Genomic DNA, 21784 nt, shown 5'->3' with positions numbered 1-21784 from the left:
CCCCCGGGCGCTAGCCTTGAAGCCCCAGGTTCCGATTCCCCCTCCATGGATCACACGTCGCGCAGCAACGCCGTCTCCGCCAACGCGACCCGCATGGTCGACGTGCTGGTGCCGGTCGCGCTCGACCAGACCTATTCCTACAAGGTGCCGCGCGGGATGGAGCTGAAGGCGGGCGATATTATCGGCGTGCCGCTCGGCCCGCGCGAGGTGCTCGCCGTGGTCTGGGCCGAAAACGCCAATCCGGATCCGCGCCTGCACAACCGCCTCAAGGAGGTCAGCGAAAAGCTCGACATCCCGCCGTTGAAGCCCGATCTGCGTGCGGTGGTGGATTGGGTGGCCAATTACACGCTGAGCCCGCGCGGCATGGTGCTGCGCATGTGCCTGCGGATGGGTGAGAACCTCGGCCCCGAGCGGGTGCGCGCCGGCGTGCGCCTGGTCGGCGATCCCCCGCGGCGGCTGACGCCGGCGCGGCAGCGCCTGATCGAGGTGCTGTCGGACCGGCTGCTGCACGGCAAATCCGAGGCGGCCAAGGAGGCCGGCGTCTCGGCCGGCGTGATCGACGGTCTCGTCGACGAAGGCACGCTCACGGTCGAGCCGATGCCGCCGGCTCCGCCGCCGCCGGCCCCCGATCCGGATTTCAGCCGGCCGGATTTTTCGCCGCTCCAGCGCGCCGGCGTCGATGCGATGCGCGCGCTCGCCGCCAACGGCAGCTTTCACGTCGCGCTGCTCGACGGTGTCACCGGCTCGGGCAAGACCGAGGTTTACTTCGAAGCCGTGGCCGAGGCGATCCGCCGTGGAAAACAGTCGCTGATCCTGATGCCGGAGATCGCGCTCACCGGCCAGTTTCTCGATCGCTTCGCGCAGCGGTTCGGCGTGCGTCCTCTGGAATGGCATTCCGAGCTGACGCCGCGTACCCGCGCGCGGAATTGGGTGGCGATCTCCGAAGGCAGCGCGCCGGTCGTGGTCGGCGCGCGCTCGGCGCTGTTTCTACCCTACGCCAATCTCGGCCTCATCGTGGTCGATGAAGAGCACGACCAGGCCTACAAGCAGGACGAGGGCGTGCATTATCACGCCCGCGACATGGCGGTGGTGCGCGCGCATCTCGCAAAGGTCCCGATCGTGCTGGCGTCGGCGACGCCGTCGGTCGAATCCGAGGTCAATGCGCGCAAGAACCGCTATCAGCGAATCGCGCTGCCGTCGCGCTTCGGCGGCCAGCACATGCCGCATATCGAGGCCATCGACATGCGCCGCGAGCCGCCGGCGCGCGGCCGCTTCATCTCGCCGCGGCTGGCCTCCGAGATCAGGACCGCGATCGAGCGGCGCGAGCAGGCGCTATTGTTCCTCAATCGCCGCGGCTATGCGCCGTTGACGCTGTGCCGCGCCTGCGGCCATCGCTTCGCCTGCACCATCTGCGATGCCTGGCTGGTCGATCACCGCTTCCGCCAGCGACTCGTCTGTCACCATTGCGGCTTCTCGATGCCGCGCCCGCAAACCTGTCCGCATTGCGCGGCGGAGGAATCGCTGGTCGCGGTCGGGCCCGGTGTCGAGCGCTTGCAGGAAGAGGCGGCCGCGCTATTCCCGGAAGCGCGCACCATGGTGCTGTCGAGCGATCTCATCACCTCGATCGAGACGATGCGCTCCGAGCTGAATGACATTGCGGAGGGCCGCGTCGACGTCATCATCGGTACCCAGCTCGTCGCCAAGGGCCACAATTTCCCGCGGCTCAATCTGGTCGGCGTGGTCGATGCGGATCTCGGCCTCTCCAATGGCGATCCGCGCGCCTCCGAGCGCACCTGGCAATTGCTCAACCAGGTGATCGGCCGCGCCGGGCGCGAGCAGGGCCGTGGCGTCGGCTATCTCCAGACCCACCAGCCCGATCATCCCGTGATGAAGGCGCTGATCGCCTGCGACCGCGAAGCCTTCTACGACAGCGAGATCGACTTGCGCGAACGCACGCTCTATCCGCCGTTCGGGCGGCTCGCGAGCCTGATCATTTCCGCCGGCGACCGGCCGAGCGCCGAAGGCTTTGGCCGCCACCTCGTTGCGCTCGCGCCGCGCGACGAGCGCGTGGTGGTGCTGGGTCCGGCGGAAGCCCCGCTCGCGGTCATCAAGGGCCGCTACCGATTCCGCATCCTGGTGAAATCGGCGCGCGGGTTCGACCTGTCGGATTATCTGCGCAACTGGCTTGCCGTATGCCCGAAGCCGAAGGGCAATCAAAAGCTCGAAGTCGACGTCGATCCGCAGAGCTTTTTGTAGAGGCTGGGCTTGTAGCCCGGATTACGCTGCGCGCCATCCGGGCTACGAAAATGCAAACAAAAAGCCCGCCGTCCCCCAAGACGGCGGGCTTGTTTCACGCGTTGCGTGCCTTAGGAGACGACTTCGGCGGTGACGCGGCCAACGCCGGCGCCGGTGAGGCCGATGGCGCGGGCAGCGCCCGTGGAGAGGTCGAGGACACGGCCGCGAATGAACGGGCCACGGTCGTTGATGGTGACGATGACGCTCGAGCCGCCATGGGTGACCCGCAGCTTGGTGCCGAACGGCAGCGAACGGTGCGCCGCGGTCATGGCGTTCTGGTTGAAGCGCTGGCCCGAGGCGGTCCTGCTGCCGGACTCGTTTCCGTAAAAGGAAGCCATGCCGGAGAAGGAACGTCCGGTGCCCTGCGACGGCGTCATTGACGCATTGGCGTTACGCCAATCAGAGGTCGTGTTGGCATCGTTCTGGGCCAGGTGGCGGTGATGATGGTGGGAATACCGATGGTGATGCCGGGATTTGGCGGAAGCTTCGGTGGCAGTTCCACCGATAAGGAAAGTTGCGGCAACAAAAGCGATCGCCGTACGCGGCCGGGTCACACTGCCCAGCGTCTTCAAACAAAGCATCTATTGGTCCCTAAGCTAGTATTGCCACATATGTGGCAAGTGGAGCCCCCGTAAGTTTACGAGCGGGACTGCGTTTCGATTCCTAATGAGGCGTGAATTGGGCAGTAAATCGGTTCTGTGTCTTCATGTAATATCTTGTTACCGGCGGGGATATTCGGCCGATATTCCGTAATATTGCATTTTAACGATTTATTAACCTCCGGATTACCTGCAAATACTGTAAAACGAAGTCATCCCTTCGTGCGTTTAGAATTGAGTAAGTATTCGGCGAGTGAAACCGGCGCGCCGGGAATCACGCCTCAGCGATCCGTGTTCATGGCCGCTATGCGCTGACGGCAGGAACTAACGGCCGGCGTCGGGTCAAGGGTTGGTAAGCGCTGTGGCAATTCCGCGGCATGGCAGGTCGTCGTCGCGTCGCCGTGGAGTGCGACGAACTGGCGACAGAACGCCATGCCTTTAATTTGGCGTCATGTTGCACGTGCGCGCCTGCTATGTTAGCAAAGCCGCGATTTTAACGAGCCCGGCACTTCCGTGCGGGGTCGAAAATCGAAGTCCCGCTTGAATTCCAAGGGCTTGGATCGCTAGGCGCCGCTTCGTGGCGACGGTTTTTCCCTTGCGAGTTTGACAGCAAAAAGAGCACGTCTGTGGCTGCAGAAGATACGTCCGTTTCCGGTGTGTCGGGCCGTTATGCAACGGCCTTGTTTGAACTGGCCCGCGACCAGAAAGTGGTCGACGAGGTCAAAGCCGATCTCGAAAAATTCGAGGGCATGCTGAACGAAAGCGCCGATCTGAAGCGCCTCGTCCGCAGCCCTGTGTTCGCGGCCGATGCCCAGTCCAGGGCCCTCTCGGCCGTTTTGGACAAAGCGGGCATCGCCGGCATCTCCGCCAATTTTCTGAAAGTGCTGACCGCCAACCGCCGCCTGTTCGCGGTGGCTGACGTCATCCGCGCCTATCGCGCCCTGGTCGCCAGGTTCAAGGGCGAGGCGACGGCCGACGTCACCGTGGCGGAGGCGCTATCGGACAAGAATCTCGACGCCCTCAAGGTTGCCCTGAAGTCGGTGACCGGCAAGGACGTCGCGCTCAACGTGAAGGTCGATCCCTCGATCATCGGTGGCCTCGTGGTCAAGCTTGGCAGCCGGATGATCGATAGCTCGCTTCGCACCAAACTCAATTCGATCAAGCACGCGATGAAAGAGGCAGGCTGATGGACATCCGCGCCGCGGAAATTTCCGCGATCCTCAAGGACCAGATCAAGAATTTCGGCCAGGAAGCTGAAGTCTCCGAAGTCGGACAGGTGCTGTCCGTCGGCGACGGTATCGCCCGCGTTTACGGTCTGGATAACGTCCAGGCCGGTGAAATGGTCGAGTTCGAGAACGGCACCCGCGGCATGGCGCTGAACCTCGAAACCGACAACGTCGGTATCGTTATTTTCGGCGCCGACCGCGAGATCAAGGAAGGTCAGACCGTCAAGCGCACCCGCGCCATCGTGGACGCGCCGGTCGGCAAGGGCCTGCTCGGCCGCGTCGTCGACGCGCTCGGCAACCCCATTGACGGTAAGGGCCCGATCCAGGCCGACAAGCGCATGCGCGTCGACGTCAAGGCGCCCGGCATCATTCCGCGCAAGTCGGTGAACGAGCCGATGGCGACCGGCCTCAAGGCGATCGACGCCCTGATCCCGATCGGCCGCGGCCAGCGCGAGCTGATCATCGGTGACCGTCAGACCGGCAAGACCGCGATCGCGCTCGACACCATCCTCAACCAGAAGCCGCTCAACGCGCAGCCGGACGAGAACATCAAGCTGTATTGCGTCTACGTCGCGATCGGCCAGAAGCGTTCGACCGTTGCCCAGTTCGTGAAGGTGCTGGAAGAGCAGGGCGCGCTCGAATATTCGATCATCGTCGCCGCCACCGCGTCCGATCCGGCGCCGATGCAGTACATCGCGCCGTTCACCGGCTGCACCATGGGCGAGTACTTCCGCGACAACGGCATGCACGCCGTCATCATCTATGACGATTTGTCCAAGCAGGCCGTCGCCTACCGCCAGATGTCTCTCCTGCTGCGCCGTCCGCCGGGCCGCGAAGCCTATCCGGGCGACGTGTTCTATCTGCATTCCCGCCTGCTCGAGCGCGCGGCGAAGCTGAACAAGGACCAGGGCTCGGGCTCGCTGACGGCGCTGCCGGTCATCGAAACCCAGGCCAACGACGTGTCGGCCTACATTCCGACCAACGTCATCTCGATCACCGACGGCCAGATCTTCCTGGAAACCGACCTGTTCTTCCAGGGCATCCGTCCCGCGGTGAACGTCGGTCTGTCGGTGTCGCGCGTCGGCTCCTCGGCGCAGACCAAGGCCACCAAGAAGGTCGCCGGCAAGATCAAGGGCGAGCTCGCGCAGTACCGCGAAATGGCGGCGTTCGCGCAGTTCGGCTCCGACCTCGACGCCTCGACCCAGCGCCTGCTCAACCGCGGCTCGCGTCTCACCGAGCTCCTGAAGCAGCCGCAGTTCGCGCCGTTGAAGATGGAAGAGCAGGTCTGCGTGATCTGGGCCGGCACCAACGGCTATCTCGACCCGCTTCCGGTCAACAAGGTGCGTGCGTTCGAGGACGGTCTGTTGTCGCTGCTGCGTGGCAAGAACGTCGAGATCCTCAACGCGATCCGCGACAGCCGCGATCTCTCCGACGACAGCGCCGCCAAGCTGAAGTCGGTGGTCGAAGGTTTCGCCAAGAGCTTCGCATAAGAGAACGGTCGCAAAGGCCGGGCTTTTTTGTCCCGGCCTTCCGTGCCTCACTGCATGGAAACGAAGACGTGGATGCCCGGGACACGCCCGGGCATGACGACTGGGATAGGCTAGCGGCTTGATCCAAGGGGTCGAACCGCCGGGGTGAACGAAGAATGGCGTCACTTAAAGACATGCGCGTCCGCATCGCCTCCACCAAGGCGACGCAGAAGATCACCAAGGCCATGCAGATGGTCGCGGCGTCCCGATTGCGCCGCGCCCAGCAAGCGGCCGAGGCAGCGCGGCCCTATGCCGACAAGATGAGCGCGGTGATCTCCAACATCGCCAGCGCTGCCGCCGGTTCGCCCGGCGCGCCGGTGCTGCTGGGCGGCACCGGTAAGGATCAGGTTCACCTGCTGCTGGTCTGCACCGGCGAGCGCGGCCTGTCCGGCGCGTTCAACTCCTCGATCGTGCGCCTCGCGCGCGAGCGCGCCCAGACGCTGATGGCGCAGGGCAAGGAAGTCAAATTCTTCTGCGTCGGCCGCAAGGGCTACGAGCAGCTCCGCCGCCTGTACGACAAGCAGATCGTCGAGCACCTCGACCTGCGCGGCGTTCGTCAGCTCGGCTTTCTCAACGCCGAGGACATCGCCAAGAAGGTTCTGGCCCGCTTCGACAACGGCGAATTCGACGTCTGCACGCTGTTCTACGCGCAGTTCAAGTCCGTGATTGCCCAGGTCCCGACCGCGCAGCAGATCATTCCGCTGACCGTGGAAGAAAAGGCGGCGAACGCGCCGTCGACGTCCTACGACTACGAGCCGGAGGAAGACGAACTCCTCTCCGGCCTGTTGCCGCGGAACATCGCGGTGCAGATCTTCCGCGCGCTGCTGGAAAACAACGCCTCGTTCTATGGCGCGCAGATGAGCTCGATGGACAACGCCACCCGCAACGCGGGCGAAATGATCCGCAAGCAAACCCAGATCTACAACCGAACCCGTCAAGCCCAGATCACCAAGGAGCTGATCGAGATCATCTCCGGCGCCGAGGCGGTCTGACGCACGAACCAAACGACGGTCGTTCAAGTAAAGAATTTCGAAGGAGAGCTTCATGGCTACAGCAGCTACCCAGGTCGGTCGTGTCACCCAGGTCATGGGCGCCGTCGTCGACGTTCAGTTCGAAGGCCATCTGCCGGCGATTCTGAATTCGTTGGAAACCAAGAACGGCAACATCCGCCTCGTGCTGGAAGTTGCGCAGCATCTCGGTGAGTCCACCGTGCGCACGATCGCGATGGACGTGACCGAAGGTCTGGTCCGCGGCCAGGAAGTGACCGACACCGGTCAGCCGATCTCGGTCCCCGTCGGCGCGGGCACGCTCGGCCGCATCATGAACGTGATCGGCGAGCCGATCGACGAAGCCGGTCCGATCCAGTCCGAAGGCATGCGCGCCATCCACCAGGAAGCGCCGACCTATACCGACCAGTCGACCGAAGCGGAAATTCTCGTCACCGGCATCAAGGTCGTCGACTTGCTCGCGCCCTACGCCAAGGGCGGCAAGATCGGCCTGTTCGGCGGCGCCGGCGTCGGCAAGACCGTGCTGATTCAGGAGCTGATCAACAACGTCGCGAAGGCGCACGGTGGTTACTCCGTGTTCGCCGGCGTCGGCGAGCGTACCCGCGAGGGCAACGACCTCTATCACGAGTTCATCGAGTCCAAGGTCAACGCCGATCCGCACAATCCGGATCCGAGCGTCAAGTCGAAGTGCGCGCTGGTGTTCGGCCAGATGAACGAGCCGCCCGGCGCCCGCGCCCGCGTCGGCCTCACCGGTCTGACCGTCGCCGAGCACTTCCGTGACCAGGGCCAGGACGTGCTGTTCTTCGTCGACAACATCTTCCGCTTCACCCAGGCCGGTTCTGAAGTGTCGGCGCTGCTCGGTCGTATCCCGAGCGCCGTGGGTTACCAGCCGACGCTCGCCACCGACATGGGCGCGCTGCAGGAGCGCATCACCACCACGCAGAAGGGTTCGATCACCTCGGTGCAGGCCATTTACGTTCCGGCCGACGATTTGACCGACCCGGCGCCCGCGACCTCGTTCGCGCATTTGGACGCGACCACGGTGTTGAACCGCGCGATTTCGGAAAAGGGCATCTATCCGGCGGTGGATCCGCTCGACTCGACCTCGCGCATGCTCTCGCCGCTCGTCGTCGGCCAGGAGCATTACGACACCGCGCGTCAGGTCCAGCAGGTGCTGCAGCGCTACAAGTCGCTGCAGGACATCATCGCCATTCTCGGCATGGACGAGCTTTCGGAAGAGGACAAGCTGACGGTGGCCCGCGCCCGCAAGATCGAGCGCTTCCTGTCGCAGCCGTTCCACGTCGCCGAAATCTTCACCGGCTCGCCCGGCAAGTTCGTTGACCTCGCGGACACCATCAAGGGCTTCCGTGGCCTCTGCGAAGGCAAGTATGACCACCTGCCGGAAGCCGCCTTCTACATGGTCGGCACCATCGAAGAGGCGATCGAGAAGGGCAAGAAGCTGGCGGCCGAGGCGGCCTAAGCTGCGAAGGGCGAGCGGGGAGTAGCGAATAGTCGCGCTGCTCCCGCTCCATTCGCAATTCGCTACTCACCATTCGCAGGTTTCCAATGGCCACCTTCCACTTCGATCTCGTCTCGCCGGAAAAGCTCGCCTTCTCGGGCGAGGTCGACCAGGTCGATATCCCCGGCGTCGAAGGTGACTTCGGCGTGCTGGCGGGACACGCGCCGGTCGTGGCCGCGATCCGGCCCGGCATTCTCACAGTGACCAGCGGCGGCAAGCACGAGAAGATCATCGTGCTCGGCGGTATCGCCGAAGTCTCCGACAAGGGCCTGACCGTGCTCGCCGACGTCGCGACCTCGCTGGCCGAGCTCGACCGCGCCCAGTTCGCCGCGACCGTCTCGGAGATGGAAGAGGGATTGAAGGAGCACGAAGGCAGCGAGCTCGATCAAGCCATTGCGCGGCTCGACCACTTCAAGAGCATCCAGCAGCAGCTCAACAGCACGGCAATGCACTAAGCCCCGGTGCACCGCGCCGGGGCTCGACTGAAAATTCCTGAATAAGTTCAGCGCTCGTCACGGAAGTGGCGGGCGCTGAAACTTTGTTGCACCGTGCCGCCTCTCCCGCAACCGGGAGAGGCTGAGCGAGCCCGCGGCTGCTTGTGCGGTCACCCATGCCCGTCCTAAGCAGTGAAAGGCCTCTACGTTCTTAGTTTGCGAACGGCGCAAACTGCTGTGCCACCGCGCTGTAGACGTGGCGGCGGAACGGCACCACGACATCGGGGACACGATCGAGCCGCTCCCAGCGCCAGGCGTCGAACTCGGCGGGCTGCCCGTTGCGTGGCGTCAGCGGATCGATCTCGTCGTCCTTGCCGGTGAAGCGTAGGGCGAACCACTTCTGGCGCTGGCCGCGGAATTTCGCCAGCCGATGCGTCTGCGGCCCGTCATAGGGCGGGAATTCGTAAGTCAGCCAGTCGGTCTCGCCGAGATAAATTGCGCTCTTGACGCTGGTCTCTTCCCAGAGCTCGCGCAGCGCGGCATCGCGCAAATCCTCGCCCTCATCGACGCCGCCCTGCGGCATCTGCCAATCAAGGCCCGGCAGGATGATCTCGGGACCGTCGCCCTTGAAGCGGTGCCCGATCAGCACGCGGCCATCGGCATTGAACAGCGCGATTCCGACATTGGGACGGTAGGGTTTTTCAGTGCTCACGCGTCGATCTCTCGTCGTCATTCCAGGCTGTGCATTAGAGCGTTTTCGAGCGAAGTGGATACCGGTTCGCGTCAAGAAAACGCGTCAAAATAAAAAACTAGAGCCCCGTTCCGATTCCATCGGAACGGAACTGGCTCTAGCATCAACCTGGAATGGCGCCTTGAACTAATCCTGCGCCAGCGCGGAAAATTCCTTCACCACGCGCTCGTAGACCGGGCGCTTGAACGGGATGATCAGCCCGGTCAGGTTCTTCATCGGTTCCCAGCGCCAGCTCACGAACTCGGCCTTGTGGCCGCCGCCGGGCTTTTCGACGTTGATCTCGCTGTCCATGCCGGTGAAGCGGACCGCGAACCATTTCTGGCGCTGGCCGCGGTAGCGGCCCTTCCAGGCGCGCCCGGCGACCGTGCGTGGAATGTCGTAAGTGAGCCAGTCCGGAACCTCGCCGAGCCGCTCGACCGAACGCACGCTGGTCTCCTCATAGAGCTCGCGCTTGGCGGCCTCCCAATTGTCCTCGCCGGGATCGACGCCGCCCTGCGGCATCTGCCAGACATGGGTGTCGTCGACATGCTCGATACCGCCGGCGCGCCGGCCGATGAACACCAGTCCGTCCTTGTTGAGCAACATCACGCCGACGCAGGTCCGGTAGGGCAGATCCTCGTAACGCGCCATTCCGCCAGACCTCTCGCATGCCGTCGGTAAGGCTGAAGCAGGCCCCGCGGGCCTGTGCCGTACCAATCCGTTGATTTAGCTGGATTTTGATTTCAGCATCGCGGTTGTCAATGGCACCAAAAGGATACCTCTGTCGCCCAATGTCTTGGTCCAGGCGCCGATGCGCTCGATCGAGACCGGGAGGGCCGAGGCGGTGCCAACGGCAACGCCGCGCTCGCGCGCCGCCGCTTCGAGCTTGGTCAGGGCGCGGTCGATCTCGGCCGGGGTCGGCACCGCGTCGATCGCGATATCGCCCTTGCCGAACGGCATAGCCTGGCTGCCGGCGGCCTGCGGCGCGATGCTGCGGGGCGAGGAGCCGTCGTCGAAGAAGCCGAGGCCGCGCTTGGCCGCCTCGCGGATGATCGGCTGCATCGCCGGCTCCGTCGCGATGAAGCGGGCGCCCATGAAGTTGGTGAGGCCGGCATAGCCCTGCATCCGGCTCAGATGCCAGTACAGGCGGTCCATGTTCTGGTCGGCACTCAGCGAGGTCAGCAGCGTCTGCGGTCCCGGGTCGTTGTCGGGGAAGTCATAGGGCTCCATCGGGATCTGGAGAAAGATCTCGTGGCGCTGAGCGCGGGCGCGCTCAGCGAGTTTTCCTGGATCGGAGCCATAAGGCGTAAAGGCCAGCGTCACCGCCGGCGGCAGTCGCATGATGGCATCGGTGGTCTTGGCAGCGCCGACGCCGAGGCCACCGATCAGGATCGCGACCACCGGCATCTTGGCGGCTTTGGCGCGGTCGGCATCCGCCGCATAGACGTTGAACGGCTTCAGATCCCCGGAAACCGCGGGGATCATGCCATAGCGCGATTTCTCAAGAAGTTTTGGGTCGATTCCGGCCATGACGGGCGGCGGTGCGGAGGCCGAGGCCGCCTCGCTCTTGCCGGCGGCATCGCCGCCGATCACCACGTCGTGGCGCGTGCCGGTGGAGCCGTCGATCATGGTGACGGTCTTCTGCTCGCCCGCCTGCTTCGGTGCGTCCCTGGTCTCGTGCTTGCTTTCCTGTTTGCTGTCCTGGCCGTGGCCGACCGCGGCCGGCTTGTCGTCGCCGGCCTTGTCTGCGGGATTGGGCTCACGGATCGCGAGCCGCGTCATCGGCTCGCCGCCGAGCGGATCCTTGTTGAAGATGGCGAAGCCGGCAAAGGTGACCAGGAACAGGCCGAGCATGACTGCCAGCAGCTGCATGGCCGTGAACGGCAGCCGCAGCCGGCGTTTCCGGCGCGGCTTGTCCCGTCCGAGCGGGGCGCTCAGATCATCGGCCGTTTCAGTCATGCGCGATCCCGAATCACTCGGGAGGACGATACCACGCCGGGGTCAAGCGGCGGCAGGCCGGGATAGGCCGGGGATATCAGGAGTTCCAAGCAAAAAAGGCGGCCCCGAGGAGCCGCCCTTTTCGACAGATCGCGATGCGCCGAGTTAGTTCGCCGCCTTGGGCTTGTCGGTCGTGGCCTTGTCACCGCCCGGGGTGGGCGCCGCGGAGGCGCTGTTCTTGATGCCGTGGAGCAGATCGTCGGCGAGCTTGAGCGCCTTGTCGTCCTTGGCGTCCGGCGGAACGTAGGACTGCGAGCCGGTCTTCTCGTCGCCGTCGTTCTTGAGATGGCCGCGCAGCGAAGCTTCGCCCTTGGTGTCGGTGCGCGACTTCAGCTCGTCGGGCACGTCCTGCAGCACTTCGATGTCGGGCACGATGCCCTTGGCCTGGATCGACTTGCCCGACGGCGTGTAGTAGCGCGCCGTGGTCAGACGCAGCGCGCCGTTGCCGGAGCCGAGCGGAATGATGGTCTGCACCGAGCCCTTGCCGAACGAGCGCGTGCCGACGATGGTCGCGCGCTTGTGGTCCTGCAGCGCGCCGGCGACGATCTCCGACGCCGAAGCCGAGCCGCCGTTGACCAGCACGATGACCGGCTTGCCCTTGGTGAGGTCGCCCGTATGCGCGGTACGGCGCTGGGTCTCCTCGGCATTGCGGCCGCGGGTCGAGACGATCTCGCCCTTCTCCAGGAAAGAGTCGGAGACGGTGACCGCTTCCTCGAGCAGGCCGCCTGGGTTGTTGCGGAGATCGATGACGTAGCCCTTCAGCTTGTCGCCGATCTGATTCGAGAGGTTGGCGACCTCGCGCTTCAGGCCTTCGGTGGTCTGCTCGTTGAAGGTCGTGATGCGGATATAGGCGATGTCGTCTGCCTCGACGCGAGCGCGCACCGAGCGGACGCGGATGTTGTCGCGCACCAGCGTGACGTCGATCGGATTGTCCTGGCCCTTGCGGATGATCTTGAGCTTGATCTTGGTGTTGACGGGACCGCGCATCTTCTCGACCGCCTGGTTCAGGGTCAGGCCCTGCACAGCTTCGTCGTCGAGATTGGTGATGATGTCGTTCGCCATGACGCCGGCGCGCGAGGCCGGGGTGTCATCGATCGGCGAGACCACCTTGATCAGGCCGTCTTCCATCGTGACTTCGATGCCGAGGCCGCCGAACTCACCGCGGGTCTGCACCTGCATGTCGCGGAAGCTCTTGGCGTCCATGTAGCTCGAATGCGGATCGAGACCGGTGAGCATGCCGCTGATCGCGGATTCGATCAGCTTGGTGTCGTCGGGCTTCTCGACATAGTCCGAGCGCACGCGCTCGAAGACGTCGCCGAACAGATTGAGCTGGCGATAGGTGTCGGCGGTGGCGGCTCGCGCGCTGGAGCCCATGAAGACTGCGCGCGGTTGCGTCACGAACAGCGTCAGCGCCGCACCGGTGGCCGCGCTGAGGAGGATAACTGAAGTCTTGCGCATCATCCGCGAACCTTCTCGCCTTCATTTGCGGCCCACCATGGGCCTGGATCGATTGGAGTGCCGTCTTTGCGGAACTCGACATAGAGCACAGGTTGACTCGCGTTCGTGGCGAGAATGGAGGCGACTTGAGAAGTCGACCCCATGGTCGCGACAGGCTCCCCCGTGAGCACAAACTGACCGATGTTGACCGAAATGCGCTCCATCCCGGCGATCAGCACATGATACCCGCCCCCGGCATTGAGGATCAAGAGTTGTCCATAGCTGCGGAAGGGGCCGGCATAGACAACCCAGCCATCACACGGCGTCGTGACCTGGGAGCCGGGCCTGGTCGCCAGCGAAATGCCCTTCTGGACCCCGCCGAGCCCGTCGGAACCGCCGAAATCCCTGATCTTGTTACCGTTAACTGGAAGAGGCAGGAGGCCCTTGGCCGCGGCGAAGGCCATCGCAGGGGTGGTCCGGGAACGATCCTTGAAAGCGCCGGGGCCGGTCTTGGCGCTGGCGGCCGCGTTTGCAGCAGCCTTGGCCTCGGCCTGCTTGGCGGCCTCAGCCGCCTTCTCTGCCGCCTTGGCTGCGCTTTGCAGATCCTGCTCCATCTTGGCGATCAGCCCCTGGAGATCGCCGACTTGTCGCGAGAGCGCGACGGCGCGCGCGTTCTCGGCGTCGAGGTCCTTTTCGCGCGACGCCTGCTGGCGCTGCCGCTCGTCGACCAGAGCCGCGAGCCGGGTCTGGTCGTTGCGCACCTTGTCGCGGTCGGAGGCTAGCTGGTCGCGCTCGGTCGCGATGGTCTTGCGCAGAGCCACGAGCTCGCCGAGCTCGCCGGCGATCTTCTCGGCGCGGCCGCGCAATTCCGGCACGACGGCACCCAGCAGCATCGCCGTGCGCAGCGATTGCAGCGCATCCTCGGGCCGTACCAGAAGTGCCGGTGGCGTCCGCCTTCCGGCGCGCTGCAAGGCCGCCAGCACCTCGACGATGTCGGCGCGGCGTAAATCGAGCGAGCTGCGCATCGCCTGCTCGCGGCCGTTCAGCGATCGCAACCGCGCTTCGGCCTCGTCGATCTTGGTCTCGACGGTGCGCACATTGGCGGCGGTGTCGATCAACTGTTGATTGAGCTGGGTGCGGTCCTGGCCGAGCGAGGTGATCTCGGCCTTGAGCTTGGCCTGCGCTTCCTCCGCGCTCTTCTTGCTGGCGCGCGCGGCTTCGAGCTCCTGCTCGCGCTGCTTGATCGCATCGGGCGCGACGGCCGCAGTCTGCGGTGCAGGCGTCTGAGCTTGCGCGAGGCTTGCGCCCAAAATACTTGAGCCCAAAACGCCGGCGATCAGCAGCAGGTTGAGAATTGGCGCTCGCATCGCTTTAGGCAAAGGTGCTCGTTGTGGCGCGGATCACGCGCGGTGATAGGGGTGGCCGGCCAGAATGGTGGCGGCCCGATAAAGCTGTTCCAGAAGCATGACGCGGACCATTTGATGCGGCCAGGTCGCAGAGCCGAACGCGATCGCGAGCTTTGCCTTACGGCGCAATTCGGGCGAAAGTCCGTCCGCCCCTCCGATCATGAAGATAGTATGACCGGCACCCTCGTCGCGCCAGCGGCCGAGATGCCGTGCGAATACGGTCGAATCCAGATTCTGGCCGCGTTCGTCCAGCGCCACCAGCACCGATTTTTCGGGGATATGCGCGGAGATCGCCGCGGCCTCTTCGGCCATCCGCGTCGCCGTATCGCGCGCGCGGCTTTCGGGCAATTCGTGGATGACGAGCTCGCGGAATCCGAGCTTGCGGCCGGCCTCGTCGAACCGCTCGGAATAGCGCTCGGCAAGCTCCCGTTCGGGGCCCTGCTTCAGCCGGCCCACCGCAATGACAGCTATGCGCATGATATCTCAGGGTCGCGTTTTCTGGACCGCGCGCGATCTGCGCGCGCACGACGCTAGCATGCGCGTCAGCCGATCGAAATCGGCCATCAGCCTCTAGATCGCCTTCGCTGCCCCTGGGCCCTGCGTGTACAGTCTCTCGAGACTGTAGAACTCGCGGACCTCGGGTCTGAACACGTGCACGATCACATCGCCGGAATCAATCAGCACCCAGTCGCAATTGGGCAAGCCCTCGACGTGGATGTTCTTGATACCGTTTTCCTTGAGGCCTTTGGCGACGTTCTCCGCGATCGCGCCAACGTGCCGGTTGGCCCGGCCGGTGGTGACGATCATGTAGTCGGAGTAGGCCGATTTGCCGCGAAGGTCGATGGTGACCGTCTCTTCCGCCTTCATGTCGTCGAGGCGGGAGAGGATCAGGCTCAGCGTCTTGTCGGCGTCGGGTTGCGCCTTCAAGGCCGCAGCTTTGGTCGATGTTTTACGCGTAGGCTTGGCAACCTTGGGTAAAACAGACTTCGGTGAAGCCGTCTTGGGTGAGGCTGTCTTGGACAATACAGATGTGGTCAGGGACCATTCCTTTCACTGTATCGCGAACGCCGAATCCGGCGCCCACTGGTTACACTACATCATGTGGGGTTAAGGGTTTCAATATGCCAGAGAGCCCGAAGGCCGCATGGCGTTCGCACAATCTGACTCACTTCGTACCTTTCCAGCTTCCGTCCGGGTTCCGTAAGCCGGTCGACGAGAGATTCAGCTTCATACCGGTCAGGAACACCCAGGCTGGCGCGGCCCGATCGGCAAGCAATGGCGCCTCATTCTCCGGCATCCGATAGCGCCTGAGCGCCTGGGCGGCGGGAGAGGCGAGGGCACGAAAACTCTGTGGCGGGCGGTCGATGACCGCAATCGGCACCTGGTCGGCGATGCGCCGCCAGTGCTGCCAACGATGGAATTGAGCGAGGTTGTCGGCGCCCATGATCCAGACAAAGCGCAAGCCCGAGAGGCGGCGGCGCAAGGTGTTGATCGTGTCGATGGTATAGCGGGTGCGAATGACGGATTCGAGACAGCTCACCTCGATCCTGGGATCGTCGGCCACGTCGCGCGCCGCCTGCATGCGCTCGCCGAGTTCGTGCAGCGCGCCGTTCTCCTTCAGCGGATTGCCTGGCGTCACCAGCCACCACACGCGATCGAGCTGGAGGCGTTTCAGCGCGAACTGGCTGATCGCGCGATGGGCCTGGTGCGGCGGGTTGAACGAGCCGCCGAGCAGGCCGATGCGCATGCCCGAGGTATGGGTCGGTATGGCCTGCGCGAAGAAACGTGGCGCGACGAAATTGTTGCTCAATGCCCCGCGCCCTGCGTCGTCTACGGCCGCGTCTGCCCGGTGCCGTGAACGCGATATTTGAAGCTCGTGAGCTGCTCGGCGCCAACCGGGCCGCGGGCATGGAATCTGCCGGTGGCGATGCCGATCTCGGCGCCGAAGCCGAACTCGCCGCCGTCGGCGAACTGCGTCGAGGCGTTGTGCAGCACGATCGCGGAATCGACCTCGCTCAGGAATTTCTTCGCAGCGCTCTCATCGGCGCTCACGATGGCATCGGTATGGTGCGAGCCGTGGTTCTGGATATGCGCGATCGCGCCGTCGACGCCGTCCACCACCTTCGCCGCGATGATCGCATCGAGATATTCGGTATCCCAATCGTCCGCGCTCGCGGGTTTGACGCGCGCATCGGTCTTTTGCACGGCGTCGTCGCCGCGCACTTCGCAGCCGGCCTCGATCAGCATCTCGATCAGCGGCTTCAGGTTTTTACCGGCAGCGGCCCGATCGACCAGCAGCGTCTCGGCGGCGCCGCAGACGCCGGTGCGGCGCATCTTGGCGTTGAGCACGATCGACTTTGCCATGGCGAGGTCGGCGCTGCCGTCGACGTAGACGTGGTTGACGCCTTCGAGATGCGCGAACACCGGCACGCGCGCTTCCTGCTCGACGCGCGCAACGAGGCTCTTGCCTCCGCGCGGCACGATCACGTCGACGGCGCCGTTCAATCCCGACAGCATCATGCCCACCGCCGCGCGGTCGCGCGTCGGCACCAGCGTGATCGCGGCCTCGGGGAGACCCGCTTCGCGCAGGCCCTGCACCAGGCAGTCATGGATCGCGCGGCAGGAGCGGAAACTGTCGGAGCCGCCGCGCAGGATCACGGCATTGCCCGACTTCAGGCACAGCACGCCGGCGTCCGCCGCAACATTCGGCCGGCTCTCGAAGATCACGCCGACGACGCCGAGCGGCACGCGCACGCGCTCGATGGTCATGCCGTTCGGCCGTTGCCAACTCTCGGTGACGATGCCGACCGGATCGGCAATGCCGCGCACGATGCCGATGCCCTCGGCCATGCCCTCGACCCGCGCCGGCGTCAGCGTCAGGCGATCGATGAAGGAGGAGGTGGCATTGCCGGAGGCGCGGGCCTCGGCGACCTCCTCGGCATTGGCGGCAAGGATCGCGGCTGCATTGTTGCGGATCGCCCGCTCCATGGCCTCGAGCGCCCGGTTCTTCTGCTCCGGCGGCGCCAGCGCCAGCACGCGCGCGGCAGCGCGGGCACGGGTACCGAGATCGGTCATCAGCGCCTGAAGATCGGCATTGCCGTCGACGGCTTTGAGGGGGGCGGCCATGGGAGTTTCAACCTTCTGCTAAGGCGGTGTCCTAGCACGGAAATCCCGCTTTTGCGAAGGGTCGGGAGGGTATGGCAGGGGTTCACTTGCTGGTTCGGCTGGGCCAATGACCCATCTACGGCGTCATGGCCGGGCTTGTCCCGGCCATCCACGGATTGCCACGCGGTCCAAACAACGTGGATGCCCGGGCCTTCGCCTCGCCGAAGCGGCTTCGGCCGCGCAGGCGGGACAAGCCCGGGCATGACGGTTTGGGCGCCTGCCGAGCGCTACCCGCCCACCACCAGATCATCCCGGTGGATCATCTCCGAGCGGCCGCTGATTCCGAGGATGGCCATCACGTCCGGGGAGGAGCGGCCCTTGATCCGCTCGGCATCGTCGGCGTCATAGGCGATCAGGCCGCGGCCGACCTCGCTGGTGTCGGGGCCGCGCACGATCACGGCATCGCCGCGGGCGAACTGGCCCTCGACCTTGGTCACGCCGGCCGGCAACAGGCTGGCGCCGGCGCGCAGCGCCGCGACCGCGCCGGCGTCGATCGTCAACGTGCCCTTCGGCTCCAGCGAGCCTGCAATCCAGCGTTTTCGCGAGGTGATGGGATTGGCCGGCGTCAGGAACCAGGTGCAGCGGCCGCCATCGGCGATCGCCTGCAACGGATGCTCGATCTTGCCGGAGGCGATCAGCATATGCGTGCCGCCGGTGGTCGCGATTTTTGCGGCTTCGACCTTGGTGCGCATGCCGCCGCGGGAGAGTTCGGACTCGGCGTCGCCTGCGACGGCCTCGATTTCCGAGGAGATGCTGTCGACGACCGGAATGAGCTTGGCGTTCGGGTTGTTCTTCGGCGGGGCGTCGTAAAGTCCGTCGATATCGGACAGCAGTACCAGCAGGTCGGCGCTCGCCATGGTGGCGACGCGTGCGGCGAGCCGGTCATTGTCGCCGTAGCGGATCTCGTTGGTCGCGACCGTGTCGTTCTCGTTGATCACGGGGATCGCGCGCCACTCCAGCAGCTTGCCGATGGTGGAGCGCGCGTTGAGATAGCGGCGGCGCTCCTCGGTGTCCTGCAGCGTCACCAGGATCTGGCCGGCGCCGATGCCGTGGGCGCCAAGGACCTCCGACCAGATCCGCGCCAGCGCGATCTGACCGACGGCGGCGGCCGCCTGGCTCTCCTCCAGCTTCAGCGGGCCGCGCGGCAATTTCAGGCGGCTGCGGCCGAGCGCGATCGAGCCGGAAGAGACGACGAGAACGTCCCGTCCCTCGCGATGCAGCTTGGCCATGTCGTCGGCGAGCGCGGCAAGCCAGGACGCCCGCACCTCGCCCTTGTCGGAATCGACCAGCAGCGCGGAGCCGACCTTGACGACGATGCGGCGGAATTGACTGAGTTCGGGGCTGGCCATCTATGTATGTGGTGTGTGTATGTGCTGGAGAGCGGCGCCGGTAGGGCCTGCTTTTGCAGCAGGACGATGGCCGGCGCAAGGCGGCCGGAATGGTAAACGGCGCTTGTCCGGAACGCTCGTCTGGCTCTAACTGTCGCCAACCATAATGGGCTCAAAGAGGAAACCAATGGATCGCCGCAACTTCATCGCCGGATGCCTCGGGTTGCCGTTGTTGGCGCAAGCGGGCGCGGCGCAAGCTCAGGCCGGGCTGACAAAAATGATCTTCCCGTTCGCGGCGGGAGCGGGCGGCGACACGCTGTGCCGGCTGATCGCGCAGGAGATGGCGCCGGCGCTGCAGCGGACCATCGTGGTCGAAAACCGCACCGGCGGTGACGGTCTGATCGGCATCAAGGCGGTGAAGGGGGGCAGCCCCGACGGCAGCATGGTGCTGGTGACGACCGGGCCTACGATGTACCTGCTGCCGATGGTGGAGACGACCCCGAGCTTCGATACCGCAAAGGATTTCGTCCCGGTGTCGCTGCTGGCGCGGTTCGAGTTCGCCGTCGTGATCAATCCGACGATCGACGCCGCGGATTTCAAGGGATTTGTCGCCTGGCTGAAAGCGCATCCGGACAAGGCGTCGTTCGGCGTGCCGAGCAACGGCACCATCCCGCATTTCATGGGCTCCAAGCTCGAGAAAGACCTCGGCATTGCCATGACGCGCGTGCCCTATCGGGGCAGCGCGCCCATCCTCAACGACATCATCGGCGGTCACATCTCCTTCGGCATCGTCACGTTGGCCGATGCGCTGCCGCAGCATCGCGCCAAGGGCGTGAAGATCATCGCGGTCGCGAGCGCCGAACGTTCGCCGTTCGCTCCGGAAGTCTCGACGCTGAAGGAGAGCGGCATCGATCTCGTCGCGGACGCCTGGTACGGCATGTGGCTTCCCGCCGGCAGCTCGCCGGAATTCGCGAGCAAGCTCGGCGCGGCCGCAAGCGCCGCGCTCGCCAAGCCCGACGTGAAGGAAAAGCTCACCGCGATCGGGCTGATCCCGGTCGGCAGTAGCGCGGAAGGTCTGATCAAGGAGCTCGCCGCCAACACCGCGTTCTGGCAGCCGATCGTGAAGGCGACGGGATACAAGATCGAGAATTAGTTTCTGTTTCCGCTCCGCTCTCCGCCGTCATCGCCGGGTTTGTCCCGGCCATCCACGTGTACCGCCACTTGACGCAAGACGCGGATGCCCGGGTCAAGCCCGGGCATGACGAGCCGAGAGAGCCTCGTTCCGCTCACCTACAGCTTCGCGCGTTGCGCGATGCCATCCTTGATCGACGCCAGCTCCGCTTCATCCCAGATCCCGATCAGGATGCCGCCCTTCACCTGGAGCTGGTTGTCGGCATAGGCCGCGATCTTCTCGCGGGACGTGGTGATGTGGTCGTTGGGATGCAGCGCCCAGTCGAACAATTCGGCCTGCAATCGCGCGATGATGCCGGCGCACTCAGGGTCGTCGCCGCGATCGAGAAATTCCTCCGGATCGGTTTCGAGGTCATACAGCATCGGGCGGAAGCCGGAGGCGTGGATGTATTTCCAGCGGCCGTCGAACACCATGAACAGGCGGCAGCGCTCGATCGGCTGGTTCAGCTTCAGCCGCACGTCCTGCATGACATAGTCGTATTCGGAGAACGCCACCTTGCGCCAATCCGGCGGGCTCTCGCCGCGCAGCAGCGGCAGCAACGAGCGCCCTTCGAGGATGTGGCCCGGCACCTTGCCGCCGAAATAGTCGACAAAGGTGGGCGCGAGATCGATGGCTTCGACCAGCGCATCGTTGCGCATGCCGCGCGTCGTATCCGCCCCCTTCGAGGGATCGATGATGATGAGCGGGATCTTCGCCGACTGCTCGTGGAACAGGTCCTTCTCGCCCATCCAGTGATCGCCGAGATAGTCGCCGTGATCGGAGGTGAACACGATCATGGTGCTGTCCGAGAGGCCGCGCTCCTCCAGGAGCTTCATCAGCACGCCCATCTGGTCGTCGATCTGGGTGATCAGGCCCATATAGGTCGGGATCACCTTCTCGCGGGCATCGTCGCGCGCCATGTTGCGGGAGTAGCGCATATCCATATAGGCGCCGAACACCGGATGCGGATTCTGGCGCTCGCGCTCGGAGCGGATGGCCGGGATCATGTCCGATGCCGAATACATGCTGGCGTAAGGTTCGGGCGCGATGTAGGGCCAGTGCGGCTTGATGTAGGACAGATGCAGGCACCACGGCCTGCCGTCGGTCTCGGCCTCGCTGATGAAGTCCATCGCGCGCCGCGTCATGTAGGGCGTCTCGGAATGCTCGTCCGGCACGCGCGCGGCCTTGTCGGCATGCACGAGCAGCCAGCCGTTCTGGAGCGAGCCGTCCTCGGCCGCGCCTGAATTGGCCCAATGCTCCCAGGGATTGGGCGCATCAAACCCCTGCTGGCGCAGATATTCGTCGTATTTCGGACGCGGCCGCCCCGTGGGATGCAGGCCGTCGTCACGCTCATAGGGATCGAACCCGCATTCGGCGACGTGCACGCCGATCATCGATTCCGGCGGGATGCCGAGCGCCTTCATGCCTTCGAGATCGGGCGCCATGTGGGTCTTGCCGACCAGCACGTTGCGCACGCCGAGCTTATTGAGGTGATCGCCGAGGGTGGGCTCGCCGACGCGCAACGGCCAGCCGTTCCAGTGCGAGCCGTGCGAGCGCATGTAGCGCCCGGTGTAGAACGACATCCGCGAGGGGCCGCAGATCGGCGACTGCACATAGGCCTTGCTGAACAGCACGCCGCGCTTCGCCATGGCGTCAATGTTCGGTGTCTTAAGCCGGGGATGGCCGGTGCAGCCGAGATAGTCGTAGCGAAGCTGGTCGCACATGATCCAGAGAACGTTCTTCGCGCGCGCCATGAATCATCCCTGCCGTTTCTTGATTGGCCGATGCTGCGCTATCGGAACGCCGGTGACAACCTCTCCCAACGTCGTGGCCCCCCCCCCGGGCGGGAGGCGCGGAAGGCGGGGGGCGGGGGGAATAAAAAAAAAACCCCCCCCCCCCGACGGCCCGCCCGAGGCCCGAGGGGGGGGACCGGCGTGGGG

19 protein-coding genes are annotated in these 21784 nt (G+C 64.9%); 7 read left to right on the top strand and 12 right to left on the bottom strand.

Annotation, left to right across the window (positions count from 1 at the left end; all coding sequences use genetic code 11):
* Positions 1 to 45 precede the first annotated feature (45 nt).
* Positions 46 to 2256, top strand: coding sequence for a primosomal protein N' (locus tag AC0L3P_RS32535; RefSeq protein WP_473308327.1), 2211 nt, complete (start codon positions 46 to 48; stop codon positions 2254 to 2256).
* Between the two features lie 110 nt (positions 2257 to 2366).
* On the opposite strand, the gene AC0L3P_RS32530 is transcribed toward AC0L3P_RS32535, so the two are convergent.
* Positions 2367 to 2876 carry a septal ring lytic transglycosylase RlpA family protein gene (locus tag AC0L3P_RS32530; RefSeq protein WP_275174182.1) on the bottom strand — a complete coding sequence of 170 codons (510 nt, stop codon included), beginning with the start codon at positions 2874 to 2876 and terminating at the stop codon, positions 2367 to 2369.
* A gap of 644 nt (positions 2877 to 3520) precedes the next feature.
* Here AC0L3P_RS32530 and AC0L3P_RS32525 point away from each other — a divergent pair.
* From AC0L3P_RS32525 to AC0L3P_RS32505, 5 genes are all read left to right on the top strand, one after another.
* Complete coding sequence (locus AC0L3P_RS32525; protein WP_007604340.1) at positions 3521 to 4081, top strand: F0F1 ATP synthase subunit delta; 561 nt, start codon at positions 3521 to 3523, stop codon at positions 4079 to 4081.
* A complete protein-coding gene (gene atpA, locus AC0L3P_RS32520; protein WP_106945574.1) occupies positions 4081 to 5610 on the top strand; it encodes a F0F1 ATP synthase subunit alpha in 1530 nt (509 codons plus the stop codon). The genes AC0L3P_RS32525 and atpA overlap by 1 nt, the downstream gene beginning before the upstream one ends.
* A gap of 155 nt (positions 5611 to 5765) precedes the next feature.
* Positions 5766 to 6641 (top strand): F0F1 ATP synthase subunit gamma, encoded by an 876-nt coding sequence (locus tag AC0L3P_RS32515; RefSeq protein ID WP_473264773.1) that lies wholly within the window; start codon positions 5766 to 5768, stop codon positions 6639 to 6641.
* Positions 6642 to 6693: 52 nt separating this feature from the next.
* On the top strand, positions 6694 to 8136 hold the full coding sequence (atpD, locus tag AC0L3P_RS32510; RefSeq protein ID WP_275174178.1) for a F0F1 ATP synthase subunit beta: 1443 nt from the start codon (positions 6694 to 6696) through the stop codon (positions 8134 to 8136).
* 86 nt (positions 8137 to 8222) lie between these two features.
* Positions 8223 to 8630: a F0F1 ATP synthase subunit epsilon gene (locus AC0L3P_RS32505; protein ID WP_473308322.1), complete on the top strand. Its 408-nt coding sequence runs from the start codon at positions 8223 to 8225 to the stop codon at positions 8628 to 8630.
* A gap of 190 nt (positions 8631 to 8820) precedes the next feature.
* Here the strand turns inward: AC0L3P_RS32505 and AC0L3P_RS32500 are convergent, their stop codons facing one another.
* The 10 genes from AC0L3P_RS32500 to proB all read right to left on the bottom strand — a co-directional run bounded on the left by AC0L3P_RS32500 (position 8821) and on the right by proB (position 18694).
* The gene (locus AC0L3P_RS32500) at positions 8821 to 9321 is read right to left on the bottom strand and encodes an RNA pyrophosphohydrolase (RefSeq protein ID WP_275174176.1); all 501 of its coding nucleotides are present in this window, start codon (positions 9319 to 9321) and stop codon (positions 8821 to 8823) included.
* Positions 9322 to 9486: 165 nt separating this feature from the next.
* The gene (locus AC0L3P_RS32495) at positions 9487 to 9990 is read right to left on the bottom strand and encodes an RNA pyrophosphohydrolase (protein WP_473308319.1); all 504 of its coding nucleotides are present in this window, start codon (positions 9988 to 9990) and stop codon (positions 9487 to 9489) included.
* Between the two features lie 75 nt (positions 9991 to 10065).
* On the bottom strand, positions 10066 to 11298 hold the full coding sequence (locus AC0L3P_RS32490) for a divergent polysaccharide deacetylase family protein (protein ID WP_473308315.1): 1233 nt from the start codon (positions 11296 to 11298) through the stop codon (positions 10066 to 10068).
* Between the two features lie 144 nt (positions 11299 to 11442).
* The gene (locus AC0L3P_RS32485; RefSeq protein WP_018459850.1) at positions 11443 to 12798 is read right to left on the bottom strand and encodes a S41 family peptidase; all 1356 of its coding nucleotides are present in this window, start codon (positions 12796 to 12798) and stop codon (positions 11443 to 11445) included.
* Positions 12795 to 14141, bottom strand: a complete 1347-nt coding sequence (locus AC0L3P_RS32480; protein ID WP_473308311.1) for a murein hydrolase activator EnvC family protein — start codon at positions 14139 to 14141, stop codon at positions 12795 to 12797. Before AC0L3P_RS32480 ends, AC0L3P_RS32485 begins: the two co-directional genes overlap by 4 nt.
* A 33-nt stretch (positions 14142 to 14174) precedes the next feature.
* Positions 14175 to 14657 (bottom strand): 23S rRNA (pseudouridine(1915)-N(3))-methyltransferase RlmH, encoded by a 483-nt coding sequence (gene rlmH / locus AC0L3P_RS32475; protein ID WP_354209647.1) that lies wholly within the window; start codon positions 14655 to 14657, stop codon positions 14175 to 14177.
* A gap of 93 nt (positions 14658 to 14750) precedes the next feature.
* Entirely contained in the window at positions 14751 to 15107 is a 357-nt protein-coding gene (gene rsfS / locus AC0L3P_RS32470; RefSeq protein ID WP_007604366.1) for a ribosome silencing factor, read from the bottom strand.
* A 238-nt stretch (positions 15108 to 15345) separates the two neighbouring features.
* Positions 15346 to 15990, bottom strand: coding sequence for a nicotinate-nucleotide adenylyltransferase (locus AC0L3P_RS32465; RefSeq protein WP_473308309.1), 645 nt, complete (start codon positions 15988 to 15990; stop codon positions 15346 to 15348).
* Between the two features lie 20 nt (positions 15991 to 16010).
* The gene (locus AC0L3P_RS32460; protein ID WP_473308307.1) at positions 16011 to 17306 is read right to left on the bottom strand and encodes a glutamate-5-semialdehyde dehydrogenase; all 1296 of its coding nucleotides are present in this window, start codon (positions 17304 to 17306) and stop codon (positions 16011 to 16013) included.
* A gap of 266 nt (positions 17307 to 17572) precedes the next feature.
* Positions 17573 to 18694, bottom strand: coding sequence for a glutamate 5-kinase (gene proB, locus AC0L3P_RS32455; RefSeq protein WP_354064634.1), 1122 nt, complete (start codon positions 18692 to 18694; stop codon positions 17573 to 17575).
* A gap of 166 nt (positions 18695 to 18860) precedes the next feature.
* On the opposite strand from proB, the gene AC0L3P_RS32450 reads away from it, so the two are divergent.
* On the top strand, positions 18861 to 19826 hold the full coding sequence (locus AC0L3P_RS32450) for a Bug family tripartite tricarboxylate transporter substrate binding protein (protein ID WP_473308303.1): 966 nt from the start codon (positions 18861 to 18863) through the stop codon (positions 19824 to 19826).
* 137 nt (positions 19827 to 19963) lie between these two features.
* Here the strand turns inward: AC0L3P_RS32450 and AC0L3P_RS32445 are convergent, their stop codons facing one another.
* Positions 19964 to 21598 (bottom strand): alkaline phosphatase family protein, encoded by a 1635-nt coding sequence (locus AC0L3P_RS32445; protein WP_473308301.1) that lies wholly within the window; start codon positions 21596 to 21598, stop codon positions 19964 to 19966.
* Positions 21599 to 21784 lie beyond the last annotated feature (186 nt).

The organism is Bradyrhizobium sp. WSM4874, assembly GCF_055811835.1.
This window is presented reverse-complemented; position numbering and strand designations above follow the sequence as displayed.

Bases quoted from the DNA above. Each gene is read 5' to 3' on its own strand.
- AC0L3P_RS32505 (WP_473308322.1), top strand. From the start codon at position 8,223: ATGGCCACCTTCCACTTCGATCTCGTCTCGCCGGAAAAGCTCGCCTTC.
- rlmH (WP_354209647.1), bottom strand. From the start codon at position 14,657: ATGCGCATAGCTGTCATTGCGGTGGGCCGGCTGAAGCAGGGCCCCGAA.
- AC0L3P_RS32535 (WP_473308327.1), top strand. From the start codon at position 46: ATGGATCACACGTCGCGCAGCAACGCCGTCTCCGCCAACGCGACCCGC.
- AC0L3P_RS32460 (WP_473308307.1), bottom strand. From the start codon at position 17,306: ATGGCCGCCCCCCTCAAAGCCGTCGACGGCAATGCCGATCTTCAGGCG.
- proB (WP_354064634.1), bottom strand. From the start codon at position 18,694: ATGGCCAGCCCCGAACTCAGTCAATTCCGCCGCATCGTCGTCAAGGTC.
- atpA (WP_106945574.1), top strand. From the start codon at position 4,081: ATGGACATCCGCGCCGCGGAAATTTCCGCGATCCTCAAGGACCAGATC.
- AC0L3P_RS32485 (WP_018459850.1), bottom strand. From the start codon at position 12,798: ATGATGCGCAAGACTTCAGTTATCCTCCTCAGCGCGGCCACCGGTGCG.
- AC0L3P_RS32530 (WP_275174182.1), bottom strand. From the start codon at position 2,876: ATGCTTTGTTTGAAGACGCTGGGCAGTGTGACCCGGCCGCGTACGGCG.
- AC0L3P_RS32480 (WP_473308311.1), bottom strand. From the start codon at position 14,141: ATGCGAGCGCCAATTCTCAACCTGCTGCTGATCGCCGGCGTTTTGGGC.
- AC0L3P_RS32495 (WP_473308319.1), bottom strand. From the start codon at position 9,990: ATGGCGCGTTACGAGGATCTGCCCTACCGGACCTGCGTCGGCGTGATG.
- AC0L3P_RS32445 (WP_473308301.1), bottom strand. From the start codon at position 21,598: ATGGCGCGCGCGAAGAACGTTCTCTGGATCATGTGCGACCAGCTTCGC.
- AC0L3P_RS32490 (WP_473308315.1), bottom strand. From the start codon at position 11,298: ATGACTGAAACGGCCGATGATCTGAGCGCCCCGCTCGGACGGGACAAG.
- atpD (WP_275174178.1), top strand. From the start codon at position 6,694: ATGGCTACAGCAGCTACCCAGGTCGGTCGTGTCACCCAGGTCATGGGC.
- AC0L3P_RS32450 (WP_473308303.1), top strand. From the start codon at position 18,861: ATGGATCGCCGCAACTTCATCGCCGGATGCCTCGGGTTGCCGTTGTTG.
- AC0L3P_RS32515 (WP_473264773.1), top strand. From the start codon at position 5,766: ATGGCGTCACTTAAAGACATGCGCGTCCGCATCGCCTCCACCAAGGCG.